Genomic DNA, 20864 nt, shown 5'->3' on the forward strand with positions numbered 1-20864 from the left:
AGATGCAATTCCCATGACAGACGCACTCAAGCGCCTCTCCGACGAGGGCGTGGCGATCTGGCTGGACGACCTGTCCCGCAAGCGCATCACGTCCGGAAACCTGGCCGAGCTCATCGACCAGTCGCACGTGGTCGGTGTCACCACCAACCCGGCGATCTTCCAGAAGGCGATCAGCGGCGGCGAGGGGTACGAGCAGCAGCTCACCGACCTCGCGACCCGCAAGGTCACCGTGGACGAGGCCCTGCGCATGATCACGACGGCGGACGTCCGCGACGCCGCCGACATCCTGCGCCCGGTCTACGACCGCACCGACGGCCAGGACGGCCGCGTGTCGATCGAGGTCGACCCGCGCCTGGCGCACCAGACCGCGGCGACCATCGCCGAGGCCAAGCAGCTCGCCTGGCTGGTGGACCGCCCGAACACGCTCATCAAGATCCCGGCGACCAAGGCCGGCCTGCCGGCGATCACCGAGGTCATCGGCAAGGGCATCAGCGTCAACGTCACGCTGATCTTCTCGCTGGAGCGCTACCGCGAGGTCATGGACGCGTACCTGTCGGGTCTGGAGAAGGCCAAGGCCGCCGGCCTGGACCTCTCCCTGATCCACTCGGTCGCCTCCTTCTTCGTGTCCCGCGTGGACAGCGAGATCGACAAGCGCCTGGACGCGATCGGCACCGACGAGGCCAAGGCCCTCAAGGGCAAGGCGGCGCTCGCCAACGCCCGTCTGGCCTACGAGGCGTACGAGGAGGTCTTCTCCTCGGACCGCTGGGCCGCCCTGGAGCGCGTCGGCGCGAACAAGCAGCGCGCGCTGTGGGCCTCGACGGGCGTCAAGGACCCGGCGTACAAGGACACCCTGTACGTGGACGACCTGGTCGCCCCGAACACGGTGAACACCATGCCGGAGGCCACCCTGGAGGCCACCGCCGACCACGGGCAGATCACGGGTGACACCGTGCGCGGCACCTACGAGCAGGCTCGCGCCGAGCTCGACGCGGTCGCGAAGCTGGGCATCTCGTACGACGATGTGGTTCAGCTGCTCGAGGACGAGGGCGTCGAGAAGTTCGAGGCGTCCTGGAACGACCTTCTGAAGTCGACCGAGGCGGAGCTTGAGCGCCTCGCCCCCACGGAGGCCTGAACACCTTGTCTGTAAACGGAGCGAACCCGCTTCGTGACGCACAGGACCGGCGGCTCCCGCGCATCGCGGGGCCGTCCGGCCTGGTCATTTTCGGCGTTACGGGTGACCTGTCGCGCAAGAAGCTGATGCCTGCCGTCTACGACCTGGCCAACCGCGGCCTGCTCCCGCCGGGCTTCTCGCTGATCGGCTTCGCCCGCCGGGAGTGGGAGCACGAGGACTTCGCCCAGGAGGTGTACGAGGCCGTCAAGGAGCACTCGCGCACGCCGTTCCGCGAGGAGGTCTGGCAGCAGCTGGTGCAGGGCTGCCGGTTCGTGCAGGGCAACTTCGACGACGACGCCGCCTTCGAGACCCTGAAGGCGACGATCGACGAGCTCGACAAGGCACAGGGCACAGGCGGCAACTTCGCCTTCTACCTGTCGGTCCCGCCGAAGTTCTTCCCCAAGGTGGTCCAGCAGCTCAAGGACCACGGTCTGGCCCAGAAGGAGGGCTCCTGGCGGCGCGCCGTCATCGAGAAGCCCTTCGGCCACGACCTGAAGAGCGCCGAGGAGCTCAACAAGGTCGTCCACGAGGTCTTCCCGCGTGACGAGGTCTTCCGGATCGACCACTACCTCGGCAAGGAGACCGTCCAGAACATCCTGGCGCTCCGCTTCGCCAACACGATGTTCGAGCCGATCTGGAACCGGTCGTACGTCGACCACGTGCAGATCACCATGGCCGAGGACATCGGCATCGGCGGCCGGGCCGGCTACTACGACGGCATCGGCGCGGCCCGTGACGTCATCCAGAACCACCTGCTCCAGCTGCTCGCGCTGACGGCGATGGAGGAGCCCGGCTCCTTCCACCCCAAGGCGCTGGTGGCCGAGAAGCTGAAGGTCCTGACGGCGGTGCAGCTGCCGGAGGACCTGGGCAAGCACACCGTGCGCGGCCAGTACGCGGCCGCGTGGCAGGGCGGCGAGAAGGTCGTCGGGTACCTCGAAGAGGACGGCATCGACCCCAAGTCGAAGACCGACACCTACGCGGCCATCCGCCTGGAGATCAACAACCGCCGCTGGGCGGGCGTCCCCTTCTACCTGCGGACGGGCAAGCGCCTGGGCCGCCGGGTGACGGAGATCGCGGTGGTCTTCAAGCGGGCCCCGTACCTGCCGTTCGAGTCGGGCGCGACCGAGGAGCTGGGGCAGAACGCCCTGGTCATCCGGGTCCAGCCGGACGAGGGCGTGACGGTCCGCTTCGGCTCCAAGGTTCCGGGCACCTCCATGGAGGTCCGGGACGTCACGATGGACTTCGCCTACGGCGAGTCCTTCACGGAGTCGAGCCCCGAGGCGTACGAGCGGCTCATCCTCGACGTGCTCCTCGGCGACGCGAACCTCTTCCCTCGTCACCAGGAAGTCGAACTGTCCTGGAACATCCTCGACCCGATCGAGGAGTACTGGGACAAGCACGGCAAGCCCGCGCAGTATCCGGCGGGCACCTGGGGGCCGGTCGAGGCGGACGAGATGCTCGCACGAGACGGACGGAGCTGGCGCCGGCCATGAAGATCGACCTCACGGAGACCAACTCCAGCAAGATCAACGCAGCGATGGTGCAGGCACGCCGGGACATCGGCACGCCGGCCATCGGCATGGTCCTCACGCTGGTGATCGTGACCGACGAAGAGAACGCGTACGACGCGCTCAAGTCGGCGAACGACGCGTCCCACGAACACCCCTCGCGGATCGTCGTCGTCATCAAGCGGGTCAGCCGCTCGCCGCGCAGTCGCCAGAACGCCCGTCTCGACGCGGAAGTCCGCGTCGGGGCGGACTCCGGCAGCGGTGAGACGGTCGTGCTCCGCCTTCACGGCGAACTGGTCGACCACGCCCAGTCGGTGGTTCTCCCCCTTCTCCTGCCGGACGCCCCGGTGGTCGTCTGGTGGCCGGACGGTGCTCCCACGGACCTGGCGGGCGACCCGCTGGGGACGCTGGGCCAGCGCCGGATCACGGACACGTACGCCTGCGAGGACCCGGTCGGGACCCTCGCCGCCCGGGCGACGGCGTACGCCCCCGGGGACACGGACCTGTCCTGGACCCGGATCACCCCGTGGCGCTCCATGCTGGCGGCCGCGCTGGACCAGCAGTCCCTGTCGGTCGTCTCGGCGACCGTCGAGGGCGAGGACGAGAACCCGAGCTGCGAGCTGCTGGCCATGTGGCTGGCGGACCGGCTCCAGGTCCCCGTCACGCGCACGCTGTCCTCGGGCCCGGGCCTGACGTCCGTACGCCTGACGACCAAGGACGGCGAGATCGTCCTGGACCGGGCGGACGGGTCGCTGGCCACGCTGTGCATGCCGGGGCAGCCCGACCGTGCGGTGGCGCTGAAGCGCCGCGACACGGCCGAGCTCCTGGCGGAGGAACTCCGCCGCCTGGACCCGGACAACACGTACGAGGCCTCGCTGAAGTTCGGCGTGGCGAAGCTGGAGTCGTCGGCGGCGGCAGCAGCGCCCGCCAAGGCCGAGGCCCCGGCCAAGCCCAAGGCCGAAACCAAGGCCGAGGCCGAGGCCCCGAAGCCGGCGGCCAAGCCGGCGAAGAAGGCCGCGGCCAAGTAGCTGGTCCCTGCGGGGCTTTCCCCCACCCCGCCCCTTCCCGAAACCGGGGCTCCGCCCCGGACCCCGCGCCTCAAACGCCGGCGAGGCTGATCTTTCAGCCCGTCCGGCGTTTGAGGACCGGGGTCCGGGGCGGAGCCCCGGGATACGGAGAAAGGGCGGGGCGGGGAGCAGCTCCGCGCAGCGGTACCCGCACCGCGCCCACCCGCACTACCAAAGAAGGCGGCAGCACATGGGTATGACGACTCCCCAAGTCGTCGTCCACCGGGACAAGGAACTGATGGCCCAGGCCGCCGCGGCCCGGCTCATCACGAAGATCGTGGACGCACAGACGGCCCGCGGCTCCGCGTCCGTGGTCCTCACCGGCGGACGCAACGGCAACGGCCTGCTCGCAGCACTGGCAGCCGCCCCCGCGCGGGACGCGATCGACTGGCACCGCCTGGACCTGTGGTGGGGCGACGAGCGCTACGTCCCCGCCGACGACCCCGAGCGCAACCACACCCAGGCCCGCGAGGCCCTCCTGGACTCCGTCCCGGTCGACCCCGCACGCGTGCACGTCATGCCGGCCTCGGACGGCCCGTACGGGGCCGACGTGGACGCGGCGGCAGCCGCCTACGCGGCCGAGCTGGCGAAGGCGGCCGGCCCGGAGGACCACGGTCCGGTCCCCCGCTTCGACGTGCTGATGCTGGGCGTGGGCCCGGACACGCACGTGGCCTCCCTCTTCCCGGAGCACCCGGCGGCCCGCGAGACCGAGCGCACGGTGGTCGGTGTCCACGGCGCCCCGAAGCCCCCGCCCACCCGGATCTCCCTGACCCTCCCGGCCATCCGGGCGGCCCGTGAGGTCTGGCTGCTGGCCGCGGGCGAGGACAAGGCCGGCGCCGTGTCCATCGCCCTCGGCGGCGCGGGCGGCGTCCAGGCCCCGGCCGCGGAGGCCTACGGCCGCTCCCGCACCCTGTGGCTCCTGGACCGGGCGGCGGCGGCCAAACTCCCCACCGGGATGTATCCCCCGGCCTCCTCCTGACCCCGGCAACGCGAAGGGCCCGCTCTCCCGAGGAGAGCGGGCCCTTCGTTTTCCGTGACCCCTTGACTCAGCTCCGGCCGCGCAGTCGCCGGTAAGTGGCCACGAGCGCCTTCGTCGAGGCGTCCAGCCCCGGCACGTCCGCGCCCTCCGTCAGCGCAGGCTCGACCCGCTTGGCGAGGACCTTGCCGAGCTCCACGCCCCACTGGTCGAAGGAGTCGATGTTCCACACCGCGCCCTGGACGAACACCTTGTGCTCGTAGAGCGCGATGAGCTGGCCCAGCACCGACGGGGTGAGCTCGCCCGCCAGGATGGTGGTCGTGGGGTGGTTTCCCTTGAAGGTCTTGTGCGGGACCAGCGGCTCCGGGACGCCCTCCGCCCGTACCTCCTGCGGCGTCTTGCCGAAGGCCAGCGCCTGGGTCTGCGCGAAGAAGTTCGCCATCAGCAGGTCGTGCTGGGCGGCCGGCGCCGCCGCCAGGTCCGCGACCGGCCGGGCGAAGCCGATGAAGTCCGCGGGGATCAGCTTCGTCCCCTGGTGGATCAGCTGGTAGTAGGCGTGCTGCCCGTTGGTGCCGGGCGTACCCCAGACCACCGGGCCCGTCTGCCACTCCACCGGATTGCCGTCCCGGTCCACGGACTTGCCGTTGGACTCCATGTCCAGCTGCTGCAAGTAGGCGGTGAAGCGCGAGAGGTAGTGGCTGTACGGGAGCACCGCGTGCGCCTGCGCGTCGAAGAAGGCGCCGTACCAGATCCCCAACAGGCCGAGCAGCAGCGGCGCGTTCTCCTCCGCCGGCGCCGTGCGGAAGTGCTCGTCCATGGCGTGGAAGCCGTCGAGCAGTTCCCGGAAGGCGGCCGGGCCGATCGCGATCATCAGCGAGAGCCCGATGGCCGAGTCGAAGGAGTAGCGTCCGCCGACCCAGTCCCAGAACTCGAACATGTTGGCCGGATCGATGCCGAACTCGGTGACCTTCTCGGCGTTGGTCGACAGCGCCACGAAGTGCCGTGCCACGGCAGCCTGGTCACCGCCGAGCCCGGCGAGCAGCCAGGCGCGCGCCGAAGTGGCGTTGGTGATGGTCTCGATGGTGGTGAAGGTCTTGGAGGCGATGATGAACAGCGTCTCGGCGGGGTCCAGGTCCCGCACGGCCTCGTGCAGGTCCGCGCCGTCCACGTTGGACACGAACCGCAGGGTCAGGCCGCGGTCGGTGAAGGCGCGCAGGGCCTCGTACGCCATTGCCGGGCCCAGGTCGGAGCCGCCGATGCCGATGTTGACGACGTTCCGGATGCGCTTGCCGGTGGAGCCGGTCCACTGCCCCGACCGGATCTGGTCGGAGAAGGCCGCCATCTTGTCGAGGACGGCGTGCACGCCGGGGACGACGTCCTCGCCGTCCACCTCGACGACCGCGGTCTTCGGCGCGCGCAGGGCGGTGTGCAGGACCGCCCGGTCCTCGGTCGTGTTGATCTTCTCGCCGCGGAACATGGCCTCGCGCAGCTCGGCCACGCCCGTGGCCGCCGCCAGTTCGCGCAGCAGCGTCAGCGTCTCGTCGGTCACGAGGTGCTTCGAGTAGTCGATGTGCAGGTCCAGGACCTGCAGGGTGTAGCCGGTGCCGCGGCCCGGATTCTCCTCGAACAGCTCTCGCAGATGCGTCCGTCCGAACTCCTCCCGGTGCTTGCCGAGTGCCAGCCACTCCGGCGTCCGGTTGAGCTTCGTACGGATCTCCGCATTCATCTCGGACATCAACCCACTTCTTCCGTCCTGTCGTGCCCCGCCGTTCTCCAACTTAAGGGATCAGAAGCGGCGCAACGCACACAAAGAGGCCCGGCCCCGCAGGAGAAGGTTCCTGCGGGGCCGGGCCTCACGTCACACACGTCGGGCGGTGTCAGATCTCGCCGCGGAGCTTGGCGAGCGCCTCGGCGAGGATCGCCTCGCCGTCGGCGTCGGAGCGCCGTTCCCGTACGTACGCCAGGTGCGTCTTGTACGGTTCGGTGCGCGGCGGCGCGGGCGGGTTGTCCCGGTCCTGGCCGGCCGGGAACCCGCAGCGCGGGCAGTCCCAGGTGTCCGGCACCTGTGCGTCGCTGGCGAAGCTCGGCTGCGTCTCGTGCCCGTTCGAGCACCAGAAGGAGATGCGCAGGCGGGGCGCGGACTCGCCGCGCTCTGCCTCACCCATCGGCCCCGCTCCGACCCGGCTACCACGGATCGCGTTGCCACTTGCCACGGTCGTAACTCCCTGCGTGATGGTGCCGCGGAGTGTGAGTGGAATTTCCGCCGCGGAGCGCCCAAGTCTACGTAAGGCCCAACGCACGTCCAGTGAGCGGAGTTACTGATTCCACGCCATGAACGCCGACCCTCATGATAGGCCGGGCAGTGCCGACCGGACTGCCGGAATGGCGAGAACGGTCAGCTGCTCGACTTCATCAGCAGGCCGAGCGCGAGGATGCACGCGAACCACAGCAGACCGACGACGACGGTGATGCGGTCCAGGTTCCGCTCCGCGACGGAGGAGCCGCCGACCGACGACTGCATTCCGCCGCCGAACATGTCGGAAAGGCCGCCGCCCTTGCCCTTGTGCATCAGCACGAGCAGCATCAGCAGGGCGCTGAAGACGATCAGGGCGATCGAGAACCCCATAATCACGGCTGATTCCTACTTTCTGGCTTTCTCAGGCAAACCGGCTTTGCTGGATGTGCGCGGGGGCCAGCGGCTGGTGGTCCAGCCTCTGGCCCCCGCAAGGGTACGACGGATCCGCCCTACCGCATACTCACTGGTCGCGGAAGCGGACGATCTTGACGAACTCGTCCGTGTCCAGCGCCGCGCCGCCGATCAGGGCGCCGTCGACGTCGGGCTGGGCCATGATCGCCGCGATGTTCCCGGACTTCACCGAGCCGCCGTACTGGATGCGGACCTTGTCGGCCAGCTCCTGCGAGTACAGCTCCGCGAGACGGCCGCGGATCGCCCCGCAGACCTCCTGGGCGTCCTCGGGGGTGGCGACCTCGCCGGTCCCGATGGCCCACACGGGCTCGTACGCGATCACGATGGACTCGACCTGCTCGGCGGGGATGTCCTTGAGACCGCCGTCGAGCTGGCTCAGCGTGTACGGGACCTGCTGGCCGGCCTTGCGGACGTCCAGGCCCTCGCCGACGCACAGGATCGGGGTGATCCCGTGCCGGTAGGCGGCCTTGACCTTGGCGTTGCAGATCTCGTCGGTCTCGCCGTGGTACTGGCGGCGCTCGCTGTGGCCGACGGCCACGTACGTGCACTTCAGCTTGGCCAGCATCGAGCCGGAGATCTCACCGGTGTAGGCACCGGAGTCCTGCGCGGAGAGGTCCTGGGCGCCGTACTTGATCTTCAGCTTGTCGCCGTCGACCAGGGTCTGGACGGAGCGCAGGTCGACGAAGGGCGGCAGGACCGCGACCTCGACGGCGTCGTAGTCCTTGTCGGCGAGCGCGAAGGCGAGCTTCTGGACGTGGGCGATGGCCTCGAGGTGGTTGAGGTTCATCTTCCAGTTGCCCGCCATGAGCGGGGTGCGGCCGTTTACAACAGCACTCATTGGGTTTTAGCCCTCCAGGGCGGCGAGGCCGGGGAGCGTCTTGCCCTCGAGGTATTCGAGGGAGGCGCCGCCACCGGTGGAAATGTGGCCGAATGCGTTCTCGTCGAAGCCGAGAATACGGACCGCGGCGGCGCTGTCTCCACCGCCGACGACGGTGAAGGCGCTGCTGGCGAGCAGGCCCTGGGCGATGGCCGTGGTACCGCCCGCGTAGTCGGGGTGCTCGAAGACGCCGACCGGCCCGTTCCAGAAGACGGTCTTGGCATCGGCGATCTTCGACGCGTACAGCTCGCGCGTCTTGGGGCCGATGTCGAGGCCCTCCTTGGTCGCGGGGATCTTGTCCGCGTCCACGATCTCGAAGTTGGCCGGGGTCTTGCCCTTGAGGTCCGGGAACTCCGCGGAGACCAGCACGTCGACCGGGAGGACCAGCTCGACGCCGGTCTCCTCGGCGCGCTTCATGTACTCCTTGACGACGTCCACCTGGTCCTTCTGGAGCAGGGAGATGCCTACCTCGTAGCCCTTGGCGTAGAGGAAGGTGTAGGCCATGCCGCCGCCGATGAGGATGCGGTCGGCCTTGCCGAGCAGCTCGTCGATGACGGCCAGCTTGTCGGAGACCTTGGCGCCGCCGAGGACCACGACGTACGGGCGCTCGACCTCGGCGGTCAGCTTCTTCAGGACGCCGACCTCGGTGGCGATGAGGTAGCCGGCCGCGTGCGGGAGGCGCGCGGGGAGGTCGAAGACCGAGGCGTGCTTGCGGTGGACGGCTCCGAAGCCGTCGCCGACGTAGACGTCGGCGAGCTCCGCGAGCTGGTCCGCGAAGGCGCCGCGCTCGGCGTCGTCCTTCGAGGTCTCACCGGCGTTGAAGCGCAGGTTCTCGATGACGGCCACCTGGCCGTCGGCGAGGGCCGCGACGGTCTCCTTGGCGGAGGCGCCGACGGTGTCGGTGGCGAACGCGACGTCGCCGCCGAGCAGTTCACCGAGGCGCGCGGCGGCCGGGGCGAGCGAGAAGGCCGGCTCCACGCCGGTCCCCTTGGGGCGCCCCAGGTGCGAGGCCACGATGACGCGGGCGCCGGCGGCGGCGAGCTTCGCGATCGTGGGCTGGACGGCGCGGATGCGGCCGTCGTCGGTGATGGCGCCCTCGGCCAGCGGGACGTTCAGGTCCGCGCGGACGAAGACCCGCTTGCCCTTGACGCCTTCGGCGAGCAGTTCATCGATCGTCTTCATGTGTTCCTACTCCTTTGAGACCTTCACTCGAAGGGCGAGGAAGGGAGAACGAGGCAAGCAACAGGGCCCGTGCGGCGCTTCGTCGCGCTGCTCGGACCCTGTGCTCACACCGTGGTGCCTTGCCCTACGTGCTTACAGCTGACCGCCGACGAAGACGGTGAGGTCGACGAGACGGTTGGAGTAGCCCCACTCGTTGTCGTACCAGCCGACGACCTTAACGCTCTTGCCCTGGACCATGGTCAGGGAGGAGTCGAAGGTGCAGGACGCCGGCCAGTTCACGATGTCGGAAGAGACGATCGCGTCCTCGGTGTAGTCCAGCACGCCCTTCAGCTGGCCCTCGGCGGCCTTCTGGAAGGCGCTGTTGACCTCGTCCTTGGTCACCTCGCGCTCCAGCTCGATCACCAGGTCGGTGACGGAACCGGTGGGAACCGGGACGCGCATCGCGATGCCGTCGAGCTTGCCCGCCAGCTCCGGGATGACCAGGGCGGTGGCCTTGGCGGCACCGGTGGTCGTCGGAATGATGTTCTCGGCGGCGGCGCGGGCGCGGCGCAGGTCCGAGTGCGGGAAGTCCAGGATCCGCTGGTCGTTCGTGTACGCGTGGACCGTGGTCATCATGCCCTTGACGATGCCGAAGTTCTCCAGGAGAACCTTGGCCATCGGCGCCACGCAGTTGGTGGTGCAGGAGGCGTTGGAGATGACGTGGTGGTTGGCCGCGTCGTACTTGTCCTGGTTGACGCCCATCACGATCGTGATGTCCTCGTCCTTGGCCGGAGCCGAGATGAGGACCTTCTTCGCGCCGGCGGCGATGTGCTTGGCGGCGTCGGCCTTCTTGGTGAAGATGCCGGTCGACTCGATGACGATGTCGGCGCCCAGCGCACCCCAGGGGAGGTTCGCGGGGTCGCGCTCGGCGAACGTCTTGAAGGTCTGGCCACCGACGGTGATGCTGTCGTCGGTGTGGCTGACTTCCTGCTTCAGGCGGCCCAGGATGGTGTCGTACTTGAGCAGATGCACCAGGGTCGCGTTGTCAGTCAGGTCGTTGACACCGACGATCTCGATGTCCGCTCCCTGCTCCAGGAGCGCCCGGAAATAGTTACGGCCAATGCGGCCAAAACCGTTGATGCCTACGCGGATCGTCACGAACCGATCTCCTCGTTGGTGCGCCGGTAAAGAGCGCCGGCGAGCTGTATGGGATGTCCCCGACCGCTTACGACCCTACCTCTCCGTGAGCTTTTGGGTGACATCGGTCGGGGCCTGACACGCCCCGGGGTCCTGTACCAGACACGCTGGAACGGGCCCCGGGGGACCTTGGTCCCCGTCACTCAGGGTGAGTGCCGGAAGGGCCTCTGATCAGCGGTTCAGCGCACGCAGCGACTTACCGACGAGTAGCGCTCGGTCCGTCGCGGTCGGCAGGTGCTCCAGGCCGAAGCCCAGGAGGACCGTGTCACGCGTAGTCACCGCCGAGTAGGACTTGAACAGCTCTCCCGTCCTGGACCAATCGCCGGGAACTTCGGGACTTCCGGCAGGTGCGCCCTGGGCCGTCCAGACGCCGAGGGAGGTCTCGAAGCCCTCGACGGTCTGGTCCGCGCCCCCGACCGAGAGGCGCGCCTCGTCCGCGAAGACTCCGCGGCCGCCCGAGCCCGGGTCGGTGATGGAGGAGAGCGAGACCTCGACGCTCTTGCCCGCGTAGGCGCTCAGGTCGAAGGCGACCTGCTTCCAGCCGCCGGAGGATCCGGTGAAGCTGTTCCACGCACCGCTGGTGCCCTGCGGGGTGCAGCCGCCGCCGTCCAGGGTGAGGTAGCGGCGCAGGAACGGGTGGCCGTTCATGAAGAATCCGGCCGCGCACTCCTCGGGAACGACCGAGCTGCTGAGGCCGCCCGCGTCCGGCAGGGTGGTCCAGTCGTCGCCGCCGGCCGTACGGGCCTCCAGGACGGCGTGGTCGTAGCCCTCCTCGGTGTTCCAGTTGAGCGCGAGCTTCAGCTGCGGCTTGTCGGCCGCGGAGACGCCGGTCAGGTCGATCGTGCGGACCAGGCGCTTCCAGTCGTTGTCGGCGTGCAGCGCGGAGGCCATCTGCGTGCCGGCGTAGGGGGCGTACGGGTTGACGACCCCGGTGAACTGGCCCGCCTGGGCGCTCTTGAACTGCGGGAACTGCGCGGGCGCCAGGGTGTCGGAGGTGACGGTGTAGGCGCCGGGGGCGTTCAGCGGGTTGCCCGCGGCGTCGCCGAGGCCGCCCTTGGCCCCGTTCAGGGCGCCGGCGCCGGTGAAGCCGGTGGCGCCGGGGGTCGTCGTACGGCCGTACGCGCCGAGCCAGTACTGGCTGAAGTCGTTGGTCACGGCGCGGCCGACCTGGGCGTTGCCGCCCGCCAGCTCACCGGCCTCGATCAGCTTGCCGCCCTCGTTGAGGTAGTCGCGCACCGCGAGCTGGGTGTCGCCGCCGGGGGTCTTGGCGCCGGTGTAGTGGACGGCCGTACCGAAGTGGGAGAGCACCCCGAGGTGGTGCGGGGCGCCCTGGACGGCGACGTCCCAGACCGCCGCGGACCTGCCGTTGGCGCGCAGGGCGTCGACGTACGCCTGGGCGTGCTGGGCCTTGGCCCCCTCTTCGGCGATCACCAGGACGTCCGCGCGCGGCCGCTCGGCCACCGTGTACGTGAAGTGCTCGCTGGAGACCTGCTTGCCGGAGCGGTCGCGTCCGGTGAACCAGACCTCGACCTTGTCCCCGGGCTTCGCGCCGTCGACCTCGGCGCGGTACTCGTCGAACCAGTTGTTGTCGTCGCCGCCGTAGACGTCGCCGCCCTCCCAGGCTTCGAGGTCCTCGTCGTGGGTGCGGCCACCGTTGATCTTGAAGTTGAGTTCCTTGTCCTTCAGCGCCTTGCGGGCCGTGACGGAGACCGTCTGGTCCTCGCCGCGGGCGGCGTAGGAGGTGGTGAAGGGGTCCAGGGTGAAGTCCGCGGCGCTCAGGCCCACGGAGGACGCCGGGCGGTCCGGGTGCGCGGCGCTCTCACCGACCGCGAGGGCGAAGGGGATGTTCTTGGCGAACTCCGCCTGGATGAGCTTCTCGTCGTCCGGGAAGTTGAAGCCGGAGACGCAGTCCTCGGGCTTCCACGGGTCGTTCGGGTCGATCGCGGAGGCCGTCTGGCAGGTGGTCATCTCCGGCGTGAACATCATGATGCCGTTGACGTTGGAGGCGTGGCCGTCGGCCTCGCCGTTGGTGGTGTACAGCTCGGAGGAGACCTGCGGGTAGTAGCCCGGGACCGCAGGGTTCTCCGGGGTGCCGGCGAGCGCCTTGTAGGCGACGTCGTCGGGGGTGGGGGTGGCCACCTGCCAGCCCACGCCGTAGAGGATCAGCTCGGCCGCTGAATGGTAGTTGACCGCGTATTCGAAGCCGATGCGCTTCTCGAAGGCGTCGAGGGCGACGGTCTCGGGCTCGGAGGAGGCGCTCGGCCCGCGGTAGGTCTCGCTGGCCTGGTTCGGCGAGGAACCCTCGTTGTCGTAGCCCCACTTGAAGGCGAAGTTGCGGTTGAGGTCGACCCCGTCGCCGGCGGCGGTCTTCCCGTCGCCGTTGTTGTCGCGCAGGTTCTTGCGCCACAGCCGCTGGCCGTCGGGCGCGTGCGTGTAGTCGTAGCCGTCGGGGTTGGCGGAGAGCAGGAACCACAGCTCGCTGGAGTCCACCAGCCCGGTGATCCGCGGGTCCTTGCCGTAGTTGTCGAGCGTGTGGTGCATCAGCCGCCGGGTCATCTCGGGGGTGATCCACTCACGGGCGTGCTGGTTGGACATGTAGAGGACCGACGGCTTGGCGCCGTCCTTGGTCTTCTTGGCGTTCTTGGAGACCTTGAGGGCGAGGATGTCCTTGCCCTGGACGGTCTTGCCGATGGAGACGACCTTGGTGAGCCCGGGGTTCTCCTGGGCGGTCCGCAGGATCTCCTCCTGGAGGCCGCCCTTGCCGCTGTACGGGCGGAACACGCCGTCACCGGCCGCCTTGGCCCGGGCCAGCCCCTGGGCCGGGATCTTGCGCTCGGCGACCTTGACCCCCTGGGCGCCGAGCTCCTTGGCCTGGGCGGCGGTGAGGAAGAGCTCGACGCGGGCGGTCCCGGTCTCCGGGGCGCGCTCGGTGAGCTCGTGGGCGTCCTGGCCGGCGGCGAGGACGAGCGGGACCTGTTCCCGGGTGATGTCGGCGTCGTAGACCCGTACCTCGTCGGCGCCGGATGCGGCGCCGGGCTGGGCCTGCGCCGCCGCGGGTAGCGCGGCGAGTGTGGATCCGAAGACGAGTGCGCTTGCGGCGAGGATCGTTCTCGCGCGGTGCCTCATGTGCCCCCCTGGGCGTCGTCAGCCACGAAAGCGTTGGACGCCAGACTCAAGACCGGCCCATGCTCATGTCAATGGGGCGTGCCGGGCCGGGGCGCAAAGGGGCCCGCACGAGTGATCGTGCGGGCCCCGTTCGTACGTACGCGGACCGGCTTACGCGGACCGGCGTACGCGGACCGGTCAGCCGACCATGTTGTCGGCCATCTCCTCGCTGAGGTCGAGGTTCGACTCGGTACCCGGGATGCCCAGGTCCTGGGCCCGCTTGTCGGCCATCGCCAGCAGGCGGCGGATCCGGCCGGCGACCGCGTCCTTGGTCAGCGGCGGGTCGGCGAGCGCGCCCAGCTCCTCCAGGGAGGCCTGCTTGTGCTCCATGCGCAGCCGGCCGGCCGCGGCGAGGTGCTCGGGGACCTCCTCGCCGAGGATCTCCAGCGCGCGCTGCACACGGGCTCCGGCGGCCACCGCGGCCCGCGCCGAGCGGCGCAGGTTGGCGTCGTCGAAGTTGGCGAGGCGGTTGGCGGTGGCGCGCACCTCGCGCCGCATCCGCCGCTCCTCCCAGGCCAGCACCGACTCGTGCGCGCCGAGCCGGGTCAGCAAGGCGCCGATCGCGTCGCCGTCGCGGACCACGACCCGGTCGACGCCCCGTACCTCGCGCGCCTTGGCGGCGATGGAGAGCCTGCGGGCGGCGCCCACCAGGGCCAGGGCGGCCTCCGGGCCGGGGCAGGTGACCTCCAGGGAGGAGGACCGGCCCGGTTCGGTGAGCGAGCCGTGGGCCAGGAAGGCGCCGCGCCAGGCCGCCTCGGCGTCACAGGTGGCCCCGGAGACGACCTGCGGGGGAAGACCCCGGATCGGGCGTCCGCGGCCGTCCACGAGGCCCGTCTGGCGGGCCAGCTGGTCACCGCCGGCCACGACGCGGACCACGTAGCGGCTGCCGCGGCGCAGTCCGCCCGGAGCCATCACCACCAGGTCCGAGGAGTGGCCGAAGATCTCCAGGATGTCCTTGCGCAGGCGCCGGGCGGCGATCCCGGTGTCCAGCTCCGCCTCGATGACGATCCGTCCGCTCACCAGGTGCAACCCGCCCGCGAACCGAAGAATCGCCGAGACTTCCGCTTTCCTGCAGCAGGTCCGGGTGACGGGCAGGCGGGAGATCTCATCCTTCACCGCGGGCGTCATCGCCATGGGCCGATCCTTCCATGCATCCGAAAAATACGGTCGTACGCGGCGGCCAGCAGCTCCGGGTCGTGCTTCGGGGAGCCGTCCTGCCTGGCCACGGGCGCCAGCTCGACCGCGGCACCGAACCGTTTCGCGGCATCGGCGAGGGACTCGCGGTCGGGCACGGCGGCCTCGTCGGCCAGCACCACGTCCAGGGCGAGTTTAGGGGCGTGTCGGGCCAAAACCTCCAAATGACGCTGCGGAGAGAAGCCCTCTGTTTCTCCGGGCTGCGGCGCGAGGTTCAGCGAGAGGACCCGTCGGGCCTTCGTCTCGACCAGCGCGTCGAGCAGTTCCGGCACCAGCAGGTGCGGAATGACGGAGGAGAACCAGGACCCCGGACCGAGCACCACCCAGTCGGCGTCCAGGACCGCCGCTACGGCTTCCGGCACGGCCGGCGGGTCGCTCGGCACCACCTGTACGGAGAGCACCTCGCCCGGGGTGAGGGCCACGGTGGCCTGCCCCCGTACGGTGTCCACGTCCTCGGGGCGGGCCGGATCGTGGCCCCGGACCAGGGCCTGGAGCTCCAGCGGCACCGCCGACATCGGCAGTACCCGGCCCTGCGCGCCGAGCAGCCGGCCCACGAGGTCGAGGGCCTGGACGGGGTCGCCGAGCTGTTCCCACAGGGCGACGATCAGCAGGTTGCCGACCGCGTGCCCGTGCAGGTCGCCCTCCGACTGGAAGCGGTGCTGGATGACGCGGGCCCAGGTCTGGCCCCAGTCGTCGTCCCCGCACAGCGCGGCCAGCGCCTTGCGCAGGTCGCCGGGCGGCAGCACGCCGAGCTCCTCCCGGAGCCGGCCGCTGGAGCCGCCGTCGTCGGCGACGGTGACCACGGCGGTGAGGTCACCGGTGATCCGGCGCAGGGCGGCGAGGGAGGCCGACAGTCCCTGGCCGCCGCCGAGCGCGACGACCTTGGGCGCGGCGCCGCGCCGGCGGCCGGAGCGGCCGACGCCGTCCTCGCCCCGTCCCGGGGTGAGGCGGCGCAGACGGCTCAGCCGCGGGGTCCGTGCGGTCACTCGCGCCCCATGTCCCGGTGGACTACGACGGTCTCGACTCCCTCGGAGGCGAGGCGGGCGGCGAGCTTCTCGGACATGGCCACGCTGCGGTGCTTGCCGCCCGTGCACCCGACCGCGATGGTCACGTAGCGCTTGCCCTCGCGGCGGTAGCCGGTGGCGATGAGCTGGAGCAGCTCGGTGTAGCGGTCGAGGAACTCCTTGGCGCCGGGCTGGCTGAAGACGTAACCCGACACCTCCTCGTTGAGCCCGGTGAAGGGGCGCAGCTCCGGCACCCAGTGCGGGTTGGGGATGAAGCGGCAGTCGACGACGAGGTCGGCGTCGACCGGGAGGCCGTACTTGTAGCCGAAGGACATGACGGTGGCCCGCAGCTCGGGCTCCTCGTCCCCGGCGAACTGGGCGTCCATCTTGGCGCGCAGCTCGTGCACGTTCAGGCTGGAGGTGTCGATCACCAGGTCGGCGTCGCCGCGCAGCTCGCGCAGCAGGTCGCGCTCGGCGGCGATGCCGTCGGTGATGCGCCCGTCGCCCTGGAGGGGGTGCGGGCGGCGGACCGATTCGAAGCGGCGGACCAGCGCGTCGTCGGAGGACTCCAGGAAGACGATGCGGCGGGTGACGCCCTTGCTGTCGAGGTCGGCGAGGGACTCGCGCAGGGCGTCGAAGAACTGGCGGCCGCGGACGTCGACGACGACGGCGATGCGCGCCACGTTGCCCTGGGAGCGGGCGCCGAGCTCCACCATGGTGGGGATCAGCGCCGGCGGGAGGTTGTCGACGACGAACCAGCCGAGGTCCTCCAGACACTTGGCCGCCGTGCTGCGGCCGGCCCCGGACATCCCGGAGATGATCACCAGCTCGGGGATGGCCGCCTCGGCGGTCTCGCCGGGCTCCACTGTCGTGCCCGTACTCACCTGTGCTCCGTCTCGGTCGTGCGTGGTCTCGTGCTCGGTCATTGCTCGGTCCCCCGTTCGGACGATGTCCCCCAGCTGCCGCTGGGAGGTGCCCCCACCCGCGGGGCGGGGGTCTCATCCTCAATGATCTCTCCTGTGGCCGTGTTGACGGCAGGGCCGGCGGGGACCGCCCGGGCGAGGGCCGCGGCCACCGTCTCGGCCGTCTTGCGACCTATCCCCGGGACCTCGCAGATCTGGTCGATTGTCGCCTGTCTCAGCTTCTTCACCGAACCGAAGTGCTTGATCAAGGCCTGCTTGCGGCTCTCGCCGAGGCCGGCGACCTCGTCCAGCGGGCCGGACTTCAAGCGCTTTCCACGCTTGTTGCGCTGGTACTGGATGGCGAACCGGTGAGCCTCGTCACGCACCCGCTGGAGCAGGTAGAGGCCCTCGCTGGTGCGGGGCAGCACGACCGGGTCGTCCTCGCCGGGCAGCCAGACCTCCTCCAGCCGCTTGGCCAGGCCGCACACGGCGACATCGTCGACGCCGAGCTCCTCCAGGGCCCGCTTGGCGGCGGCGACCTGCGGCTGGCCGCCGTCGACCACGACGAGCTGGGGCGGGTACGCGAAGCGCCTGGGACGCCCGTCGTCCTCGGTGACCTCGCCCTCGGCGACCTCGCCCCCGTCGCCCTCCCACTCGCCGGTCTTCAGCTTCTCCTGGAGGTAGCGGCGGAAGCGCCGGGAGACCACCTCGTGCATGGAGCGGACATCGTCCTGCCCCTCGCCGTGCCAGACCTGCGTGTCTCCGACACGACCTTTGATCTGGAAGCGCCGGTACTCGCTCTTGCGGGCCAGCCCGTCCTCGAAGACGACCATGGAGGCCACCACGTCGTCGCCCTGCAGGTGCGAGATGTCGAAGCACTCGATGCGCAGGGGGGCGCTGTCCAGCTCCAGGGCCTCTGCGATCTCCTCCAGGGCGCGGGAGCGGGTGGTGAGGTCGCTGGCGCGCTTGGTCTTGTGCAGGGCGAGGGACTGCTGCGCGTTGCGGTGGACGGTCTCCATGAGGGCTTTCTTGTCGCCGCGCTGCGGTATCCGCAGGCTGACCTGGGAGCCCCGTCGGTCGGCGAGCCACTGGCTGAGCGCGGGCGTGTCCTCGGGGAGCGCCGGGACGAGCACTTCCTTGGGGACGGCCTCGCCCTTCTCCTCGCCGTACAGCTGCTGGAGCGCGTGCTCGACGAGCCCGGCCGTGTCGACGGCCTCGACCTTGTCGGTGACCCAGCCGCGCTGGCCGCGGACCCGGCCACCGCGTACGTGGAAGATCTGCACCGCGGCTTCGAGCTCGTCCTCGGCGACGGCGATCAGGTCGGCGTCGGTGGCGTCTGCGAGCACCACCGCGTTCTTCTCCATGGCGCGGCGCAGCGCCCCGATGTCGTCGCGCAGCCGGGCGGCCTTCTCGTACTCCATCTCCTCGGCCGCGGCGTGCATCTCCTGCTCCAGGCGGGAGAGGTAGGTGCCCGTCCGCCCGGCCATGAAGTCGCAGAAGTCCTCGGCCAGTTCCCGGTGCTCCTCGGGGGTGACCCGGCCGACGCAGGGCGCGGAGCACTTGCCGATGTAGCCGAGCAGGCAGGGCCGGCCGATCTGCGCGGACCGCTTGAACACCCCGGCGGAGCAGGTGCGCACGGGGAAGACCCGCAGCATGAGGTCGACGGTCTCGCGGATCGCCCAGGCGTGCCCGTACGGACCGAAGTAGCGCACGCCCTTCTTCTTGGGCCCGCGCATGACCTGGACCCGCGGATACTCCTCGTTCATCGTCACGGCGAGGGAGGGATAGCTCTTGTCGTCCCGGTACTTGACGTTGAACCGGGGGTCGTACTCCTTGATCCAGGAGTACTCGAGCTGGAGCGCCTCGACCTCGGTGGACACCACGGTCCACTCCACGGAGGCGGCCGTGGTCACCATGGTGGCGGTACGGGGGTGCAGCCCGGCGACGTCCTGGAAGTAACTGGCCAGGCGCTGGCGCAGGCTCTTGGCCTTCCCGACGTAGATCACCCGGCGGTGCTCGTCGCGGAATCTGTAGACCCCCGGGGAGTCGGGAATCTGCCCCGGCTTGGGGCGGTAACTGGAAGGGTCGGCCATGCCAACCACCCTACTGGCGGGCGCCGACAACCGACGGTACGCCTCCGGCCCGGCATGCGGTCCCGCTGCGCGGAGCCCCTCCCCGCCCCGCCCTTCCTCCGTTCCCCGGGCGCTGCCCGGACCCGGTCCTCAAACGCCGGACGGGCTGGAAAATCCAGCCTCGCCGGCGTTTGAGGCGTGGGGTCTGGGGCGAAGCCCCAGCAGCGGAGCGGGGAGCGCAGGGCCCGGCTTCTGGCGGGAGCCGAGCCCTGCGGGTGCGGGGGCTACGCCGCGGCGAAGGCCCGGCGGCGCCGCAGCGCTACCACGACCCCGGCACCGCCCAGCGCGAGCGCCCCGGCGCTGCCGGCGACCGCCGTGACCGGGGTCCCCTCAGCCTCCGCGGAGGCCTTCGTGGAGGCCTCCACGAAGCCGCCCGCCATGCCCCCCTCGGCATAGGCGGAGCCGGGGAGCTTGTCCCCGTACGCCTTGGCGACCCGGCCCCGGTAAGCACCGAGGCTCGTACCCCCCGCGCCTACAGCGCGTACCGCGTCCTCGTCCAGCGGCAGCACCCGACCGCCCCCGGCCACGTACCACGCGTCGATCTGCGGCTCGCGGAACACGGTCCCGCCGGGCAGCTTCTCGGCGCCCAGCTGCGCGTAGCGGAACTCGTCGTCGCCGGTGGCGATGTTCACCACCTGCCACCCGGCCTCCGTCCGCGCCGTCCACAGCGCGGCCTGCTGCCCGTCGGAGGAGACCGCCTTGCTGGCGAGGAACTCCAGGCGGGCGACGGACGCACCCGCCTTGCCGGCGACGAAGTCCGGGGAGAGGTGGTTCACCGGTATCGCCTCGCCCTCGATGCGGGGCTGCGCGGCGGTCAGCGAGACCTTGCCCTCCCGGGCGAAGAAGCGGGAGAGCGTGGCCAGGGTGTCGGGGGCGGCGGCCGCCTGCGCGGCGGCGGCCCTGTGCTCGGCGGTGGCGGCCTCGGGCTGCGGCACGGGGGCCGCGGACGCCTGCGGGGCGAGGCCGAGGAGGGCGGTGGCGGCGAGGACCGCGACGGCGGCGGTGGCGCGCAGGGTCATGGCGGTCACGCCCCGATCCGGTAGAGGGAGTGGGTCCAGGAGAAGGTGTTGTTGTTCACGTACCAGGCGTGGGAGGCCCAGTTGTAGCGGTCGCTGGAGGGCCAGGGGTCGCCCCAGTAGACCCAGCTGCTGGCGGTGTCGTAGCCGTAGATGACGTGCATGTGGCCGCCGCCGCCCGACCACTGGATCCGGGTCTCGATCGGCCGGTTGGCGTTGATCTCGGTCTGGACGGTGGAGTACTGGAGCCAGCCGTTGACGTACGAGCCGGGGCTGATGCCGGCCCAGCGCAGCCCGGTCTGGACGTTGCCGAGGGTCGCCTGGTTGTTGGGGCAGTCGTAGCCCTGCTGGCGGTTGAAGGCCGCGTTGCAGAACTGGTTCTGCGTGTAGGTGCGGCCGAACCAGGTGGCGATGGTGTTGCCGCTCGCGGCCCAGCACCAGTTGGTCTTCTGCTGTGCCTGCATGGTGATGCCCAGGCGCTTGTAGGCCAGGGCGGAATCCGTTCCGGCATCCGCGGCGGTTGCGGTGCCGGTCGGCAGGGCGAACAGCAGGGCTGTGATGAAGGCGGCCAGGGAAAGCCGCCGGTTTCGGTTGCGCATCGCGTTCCTCCCATGTGGGGAGTGGGGGGTGGAGGAGCGCGTCCGGACGCTGTTGAGGAGCATCAGGGTGTTGTCGCGATCAGGTCAACACGCTTCAATACGCGGTGACATTGCGGTGTGAATGGTGGGGCTGTGGTGTGAACGGTTGCTGTCGTTTCACCTGGTCCCCCGGAGGCACCGACGCGATC

At 70.4% G+C, this 20864-nt stretch carries 17 protein-coding genes; 4 read left to right on the plus strand and 13 right to left on the minus strand.

What is annotated here, in order from left to right; translation table 11 throughout:
- Window positions 1-13: 13 nt before the first annotated feature.
- The 4 genes from tal to pgl all read left to right on the plus strand — a co-directional run bounded on the left by tal (window position 14) and on the right by pgl (window position 4725).
- Window positions 14-1132: a transaldolase gene (tal, locus tag ACZ45T_RS18675; RefSeq protein WP_468442535.1), complete on the plus strand. Its 1119-nt coding sequence runs from the start codon at window positions 14-16 to the stop codon at window positions 1130-1132.
- Between the two features lie 5 nt (window positions 1133-1137).
- Window positions 1138-2664, plus strand: coding sequence for a glucose-6-phosphate dehydrogenase (gene zwf, locus ACZ45T_RS18680; protein WP_468442537.1), 1527 nt, complete (start codon window positions 1138-1140; stop codon window positions 2662-2664).
- The gene (gene opcA, locus ACZ45T_RS18685; RefSeq protein WP_468442539.1) at window positions 2661-3707 is read left to right on the plus strand and encodes a glucose-6-phosphate dehydrogenase assembly protein OpcA; all 1047 of its coding nucleotides are present in this window, start codon (window positions 2661-2663) and stop codon (window positions 3705-3707) included. Before zwf ends, opcA begins: the two co-directional genes overlap by 4 nt.
- A 235-nt stretch (window positions 3708-3942) precedes the next feature.
- Complete coding sequence (pgl, locus tag ACZ45T_RS18690) at window positions 3943-4725, plus strand: 6-phosphogluconolactonase (protein WP_468442541.1); 783 nt, start codon at window positions 3943-3945, stop codon at window positions 4723-4725.
- Between the two features lie 67 nt (window positions 4726-4792).
- Here the strand turns inward: pgl and pgi are convergent, their stop codons facing one another.
- The 13 genes from pgi to ACZ45T_RS18755 all read right to left on the minus strand — a co-directional run bounded on the left by pgi (window position 4793) and on the right by ACZ45T_RS18755 (window position 20676).
- A complete protein-coding gene (gene pgi, locus ACZ45T_RS18695; protein WP_468442747.1) occupies window positions 4793-6448 on the minus strand; it encodes a glucose-6-phosphate isomerase in 1656 nt (551 codons plus the stop codon).
- A gap of 151 nt (window positions 6449-6599) precedes the next feature.
- Window positions 6600-6935 (minus strand): RNA polymerase-binding protein RbpA, encoded by a 336-nt coding sequence (locus ACZ45T_RS18700; RefSeq protein ID WP_010352468.1) that lies wholly within the window; start codon window positions 6933-6935, stop codon window positions 6600-6602.
- A gap of 182 nt (window positions 6936-7117) precedes the next feature.
- Window positions 7118-7348: a preprotein translocase subunit SecG gene (secG, locus tag ACZ45T_RS18705; RefSeq protein ID WP_374778246.1), complete on the minus strand. Its 231-nt coding sequence runs from the start codon at window positions 7346-7348 to the stop codon at window positions 7118-7120.
- Window positions 7349-7478: 130 nt separating this feature from the next.
- On the minus strand, window positions 7479-8267 hold the full coding sequence (gene tpiA, locus ACZ45T_RS18710) for a triose-phosphate isomerase (RefSeq protein ID WP_468442544.1): 789 nt from the start codon (window positions 8265-8267) through the stop codon (window positions 7479-7481).
- Window positions 8268-8273: 6 nt separating this feature from the next.
- The gene (locus ACZ45T_RS18715) at window positions 8274-9488 is read right to left on the minus strand and encodes a phosphoglycerate kinase (RefSeq protein WP_468442546.1); all 1215 of its coding nucleotides are present in this window, start codon (window positions 9486-9488) and stop codon (window positions 8274-8276) included.
- A gap of 132 nt (window positions 9489-9620) precedes the next feature.
- Window positions 9621-10625, minus strand: a complete 1005-nt coding sequence (gap, locus tag ACZ45T_RS18720; protein WP_468442548.1) for a type I glyceraldehyde-3-phosphate dehydrogenase — start codon at window positions 10623-10625, stop codon at window positions 9621-9623.
- 210 nt (window positions 10626-10835) lie between these two features.
- On the minus strand, window positions 10836-13790 hold the full coding sequence (locus ACZ45T_RS18725; RefSeq protein ID WP_468442550.1) for a M14 family metallopeptidase: 2955 nt from the start codon (window positions 13788-13790) through the stop codon (window positions 10836-10838).
- A 177-nt stretch (window positions 13791-13967) separates the two neighbouring features.
- The gene (whiA, locus tag ACZ45T_RS18730; protein ID WP_403618841.1) at window positions 13968-14963 is read right to left on the minus strand and encodes a DNA-binding protein WhiA; all 996 of its coding nucleotides are present in this window, start codon (window positions 14961-14963) and stop codon (window positions 13968-13970) included.
- On the minus strand, window positions 14954-16009 hold the full coding sequence (locus ACZ45T_RS18735) for a gluconeogenesis factor YvcK family protein (protein ID WP_468442552.1): 1056 nt from the start codon (window positions 16007-16009) through the stop codon (window positions 14954-14956). The genes whiA and ACZ45T_RS18735 overlap by 10 nt, the downstream gene beginning before the upstream one ends.
- Window positions 16006-16953, minus strand: coding sequence for an RNase adapter RapZ (rapZ, locus tag ACZ45T_RS18740; RefSeq protein ID WP_030720410.1), 948 nt, complete (start codon window positions 16951-16953; stop codon window positions 16006-16008). The genes ACZ45T_RS18735 and rapZ overlap by 4 nt, the downstream gene beginning before the upstream one ends.
- Entirely contained in the window at window positions 16950-19022 is a 2073-nt protein-coding gene (gene uvrC / locus ACZ45T_RS18745) for an excinuclease ABC subunit UvrC (protein ID WP_468442554.1), read from the minus strand. Before uvrC ends, rapZ begins: the two co-directional genes overlap by 4 nt.
- Window positions 19023-19285: 263 nt before the next feature.
- Window positions 19286-20080, minus strand: a complete 795-nt coding sequence (locus ACZ45T_RS18750) for a hypothetical protein (RefSeq protein WP_468442749.1) — start codon at window positions 20078-20080, stop codon at window positions 19286-19288.
- A 5-nt stretch (window positions 20081-20085) separates the two neighbouring features.
- Entirely contained in the window at window positions 20086-20676 is a 591-nt protein-coding gene (locus ACZ45T_RS18755; RefSeq protein WP_468442556.1) for a papain-like cysteine protease family protein, read from the minus strand.
- Between the last annotated feature and the right edge of the window lie 188 nt (window positions 20677-20864).

The sequence above is a fragment of the Streptomyces sp. NPDC030995 genome, assembly GCF_055571215.1.

Coding starts and splice junctions, on each gene's coding strand:
- opcA (WP_468442539.1), top strand. CDS start 2,661: ATGAAGATCGACCTCACGGAGACCAACTCCAGCAAGATCAACGCAGCG.
- ACZ45T_RS18715 (WP_468442546.1), bottom strand. CDS start 9,488: ATGAAGACGATCGATGAACTGCTCGCCGAAGGCGTCAAGGGCAAGCGG.
- secG (WP_374778246.1), bottom strand. CDS start 7,348: ATGGGGTTCTCGATCGCCCTGATCGTCTTCAGCGCCCTGCTGATGCTG.
- tpiA (WP_468442544.1), bottom strand. CDS start 8,267: ATGAGTGCTGTTGTAAACGGCCGCACCCCGCTCATGGCGGGCAACTGG.
- uvrC (WP_468442554.1), bottom strand. CDS start 19,022: ATGGCCGACCCTTCCAGTTACCGCCCCAAGCCGGGGCAGATTCCCGAC.
- pgl (WP_468442541.1), top strand. CDS start 3,943: ATGACGACTCCCCAAGTCGTCGTCCACCGGGACAAGGAACTGATGGCC.
- ACZ45T_RS18755 (WP_468442556.1), bottom strand. CDS start 20,676: ATGCGCAACCGAAACCGGCGGCTTTCCCTGGCCGCCTTCATCACAGCC.
- pgi (WP_468442747.1), bottom strand. CDS start 6,448: ATGAATGCGGAGATCCGTACGAAGCTCAACCGGACGCCGGAGTGGCTG.
- ACZ45T_RS18725 (WP_468442550.1), bottom strand. CDS start 13,790: ATGAGGCACCGCGCGAGAACGATCCTCGCCGCAAGCGCACTCGTCTTC.
- whiA (WP_403618841.1), bottom strand. CDS start 14,963: ATGGCGATGACGCCCGCGGTGAAGGATGAGATCTCCCGCCTGCCCGTC.
- rapZ (WP_030720410.1), bottom strand. CDS start 16,953: ATGACCGAGCACGAGACCACGCACGACCGAGACGGAGCACAGGTGAGT.
- tal (WP_468442535.1), top strand. CDS start 14: ATGACAGACGCACTCAAGCGCCTCTCCGACGAGGGCGTGGCGATCTGG.
- ACZ45T_RS18750 (WP_468442749.1), bottom strand. CDS start 20,080: ATGACCCTGCGCGCCACCGCCGCCGTCGCGGTCCTCGCCGCCACCGCC.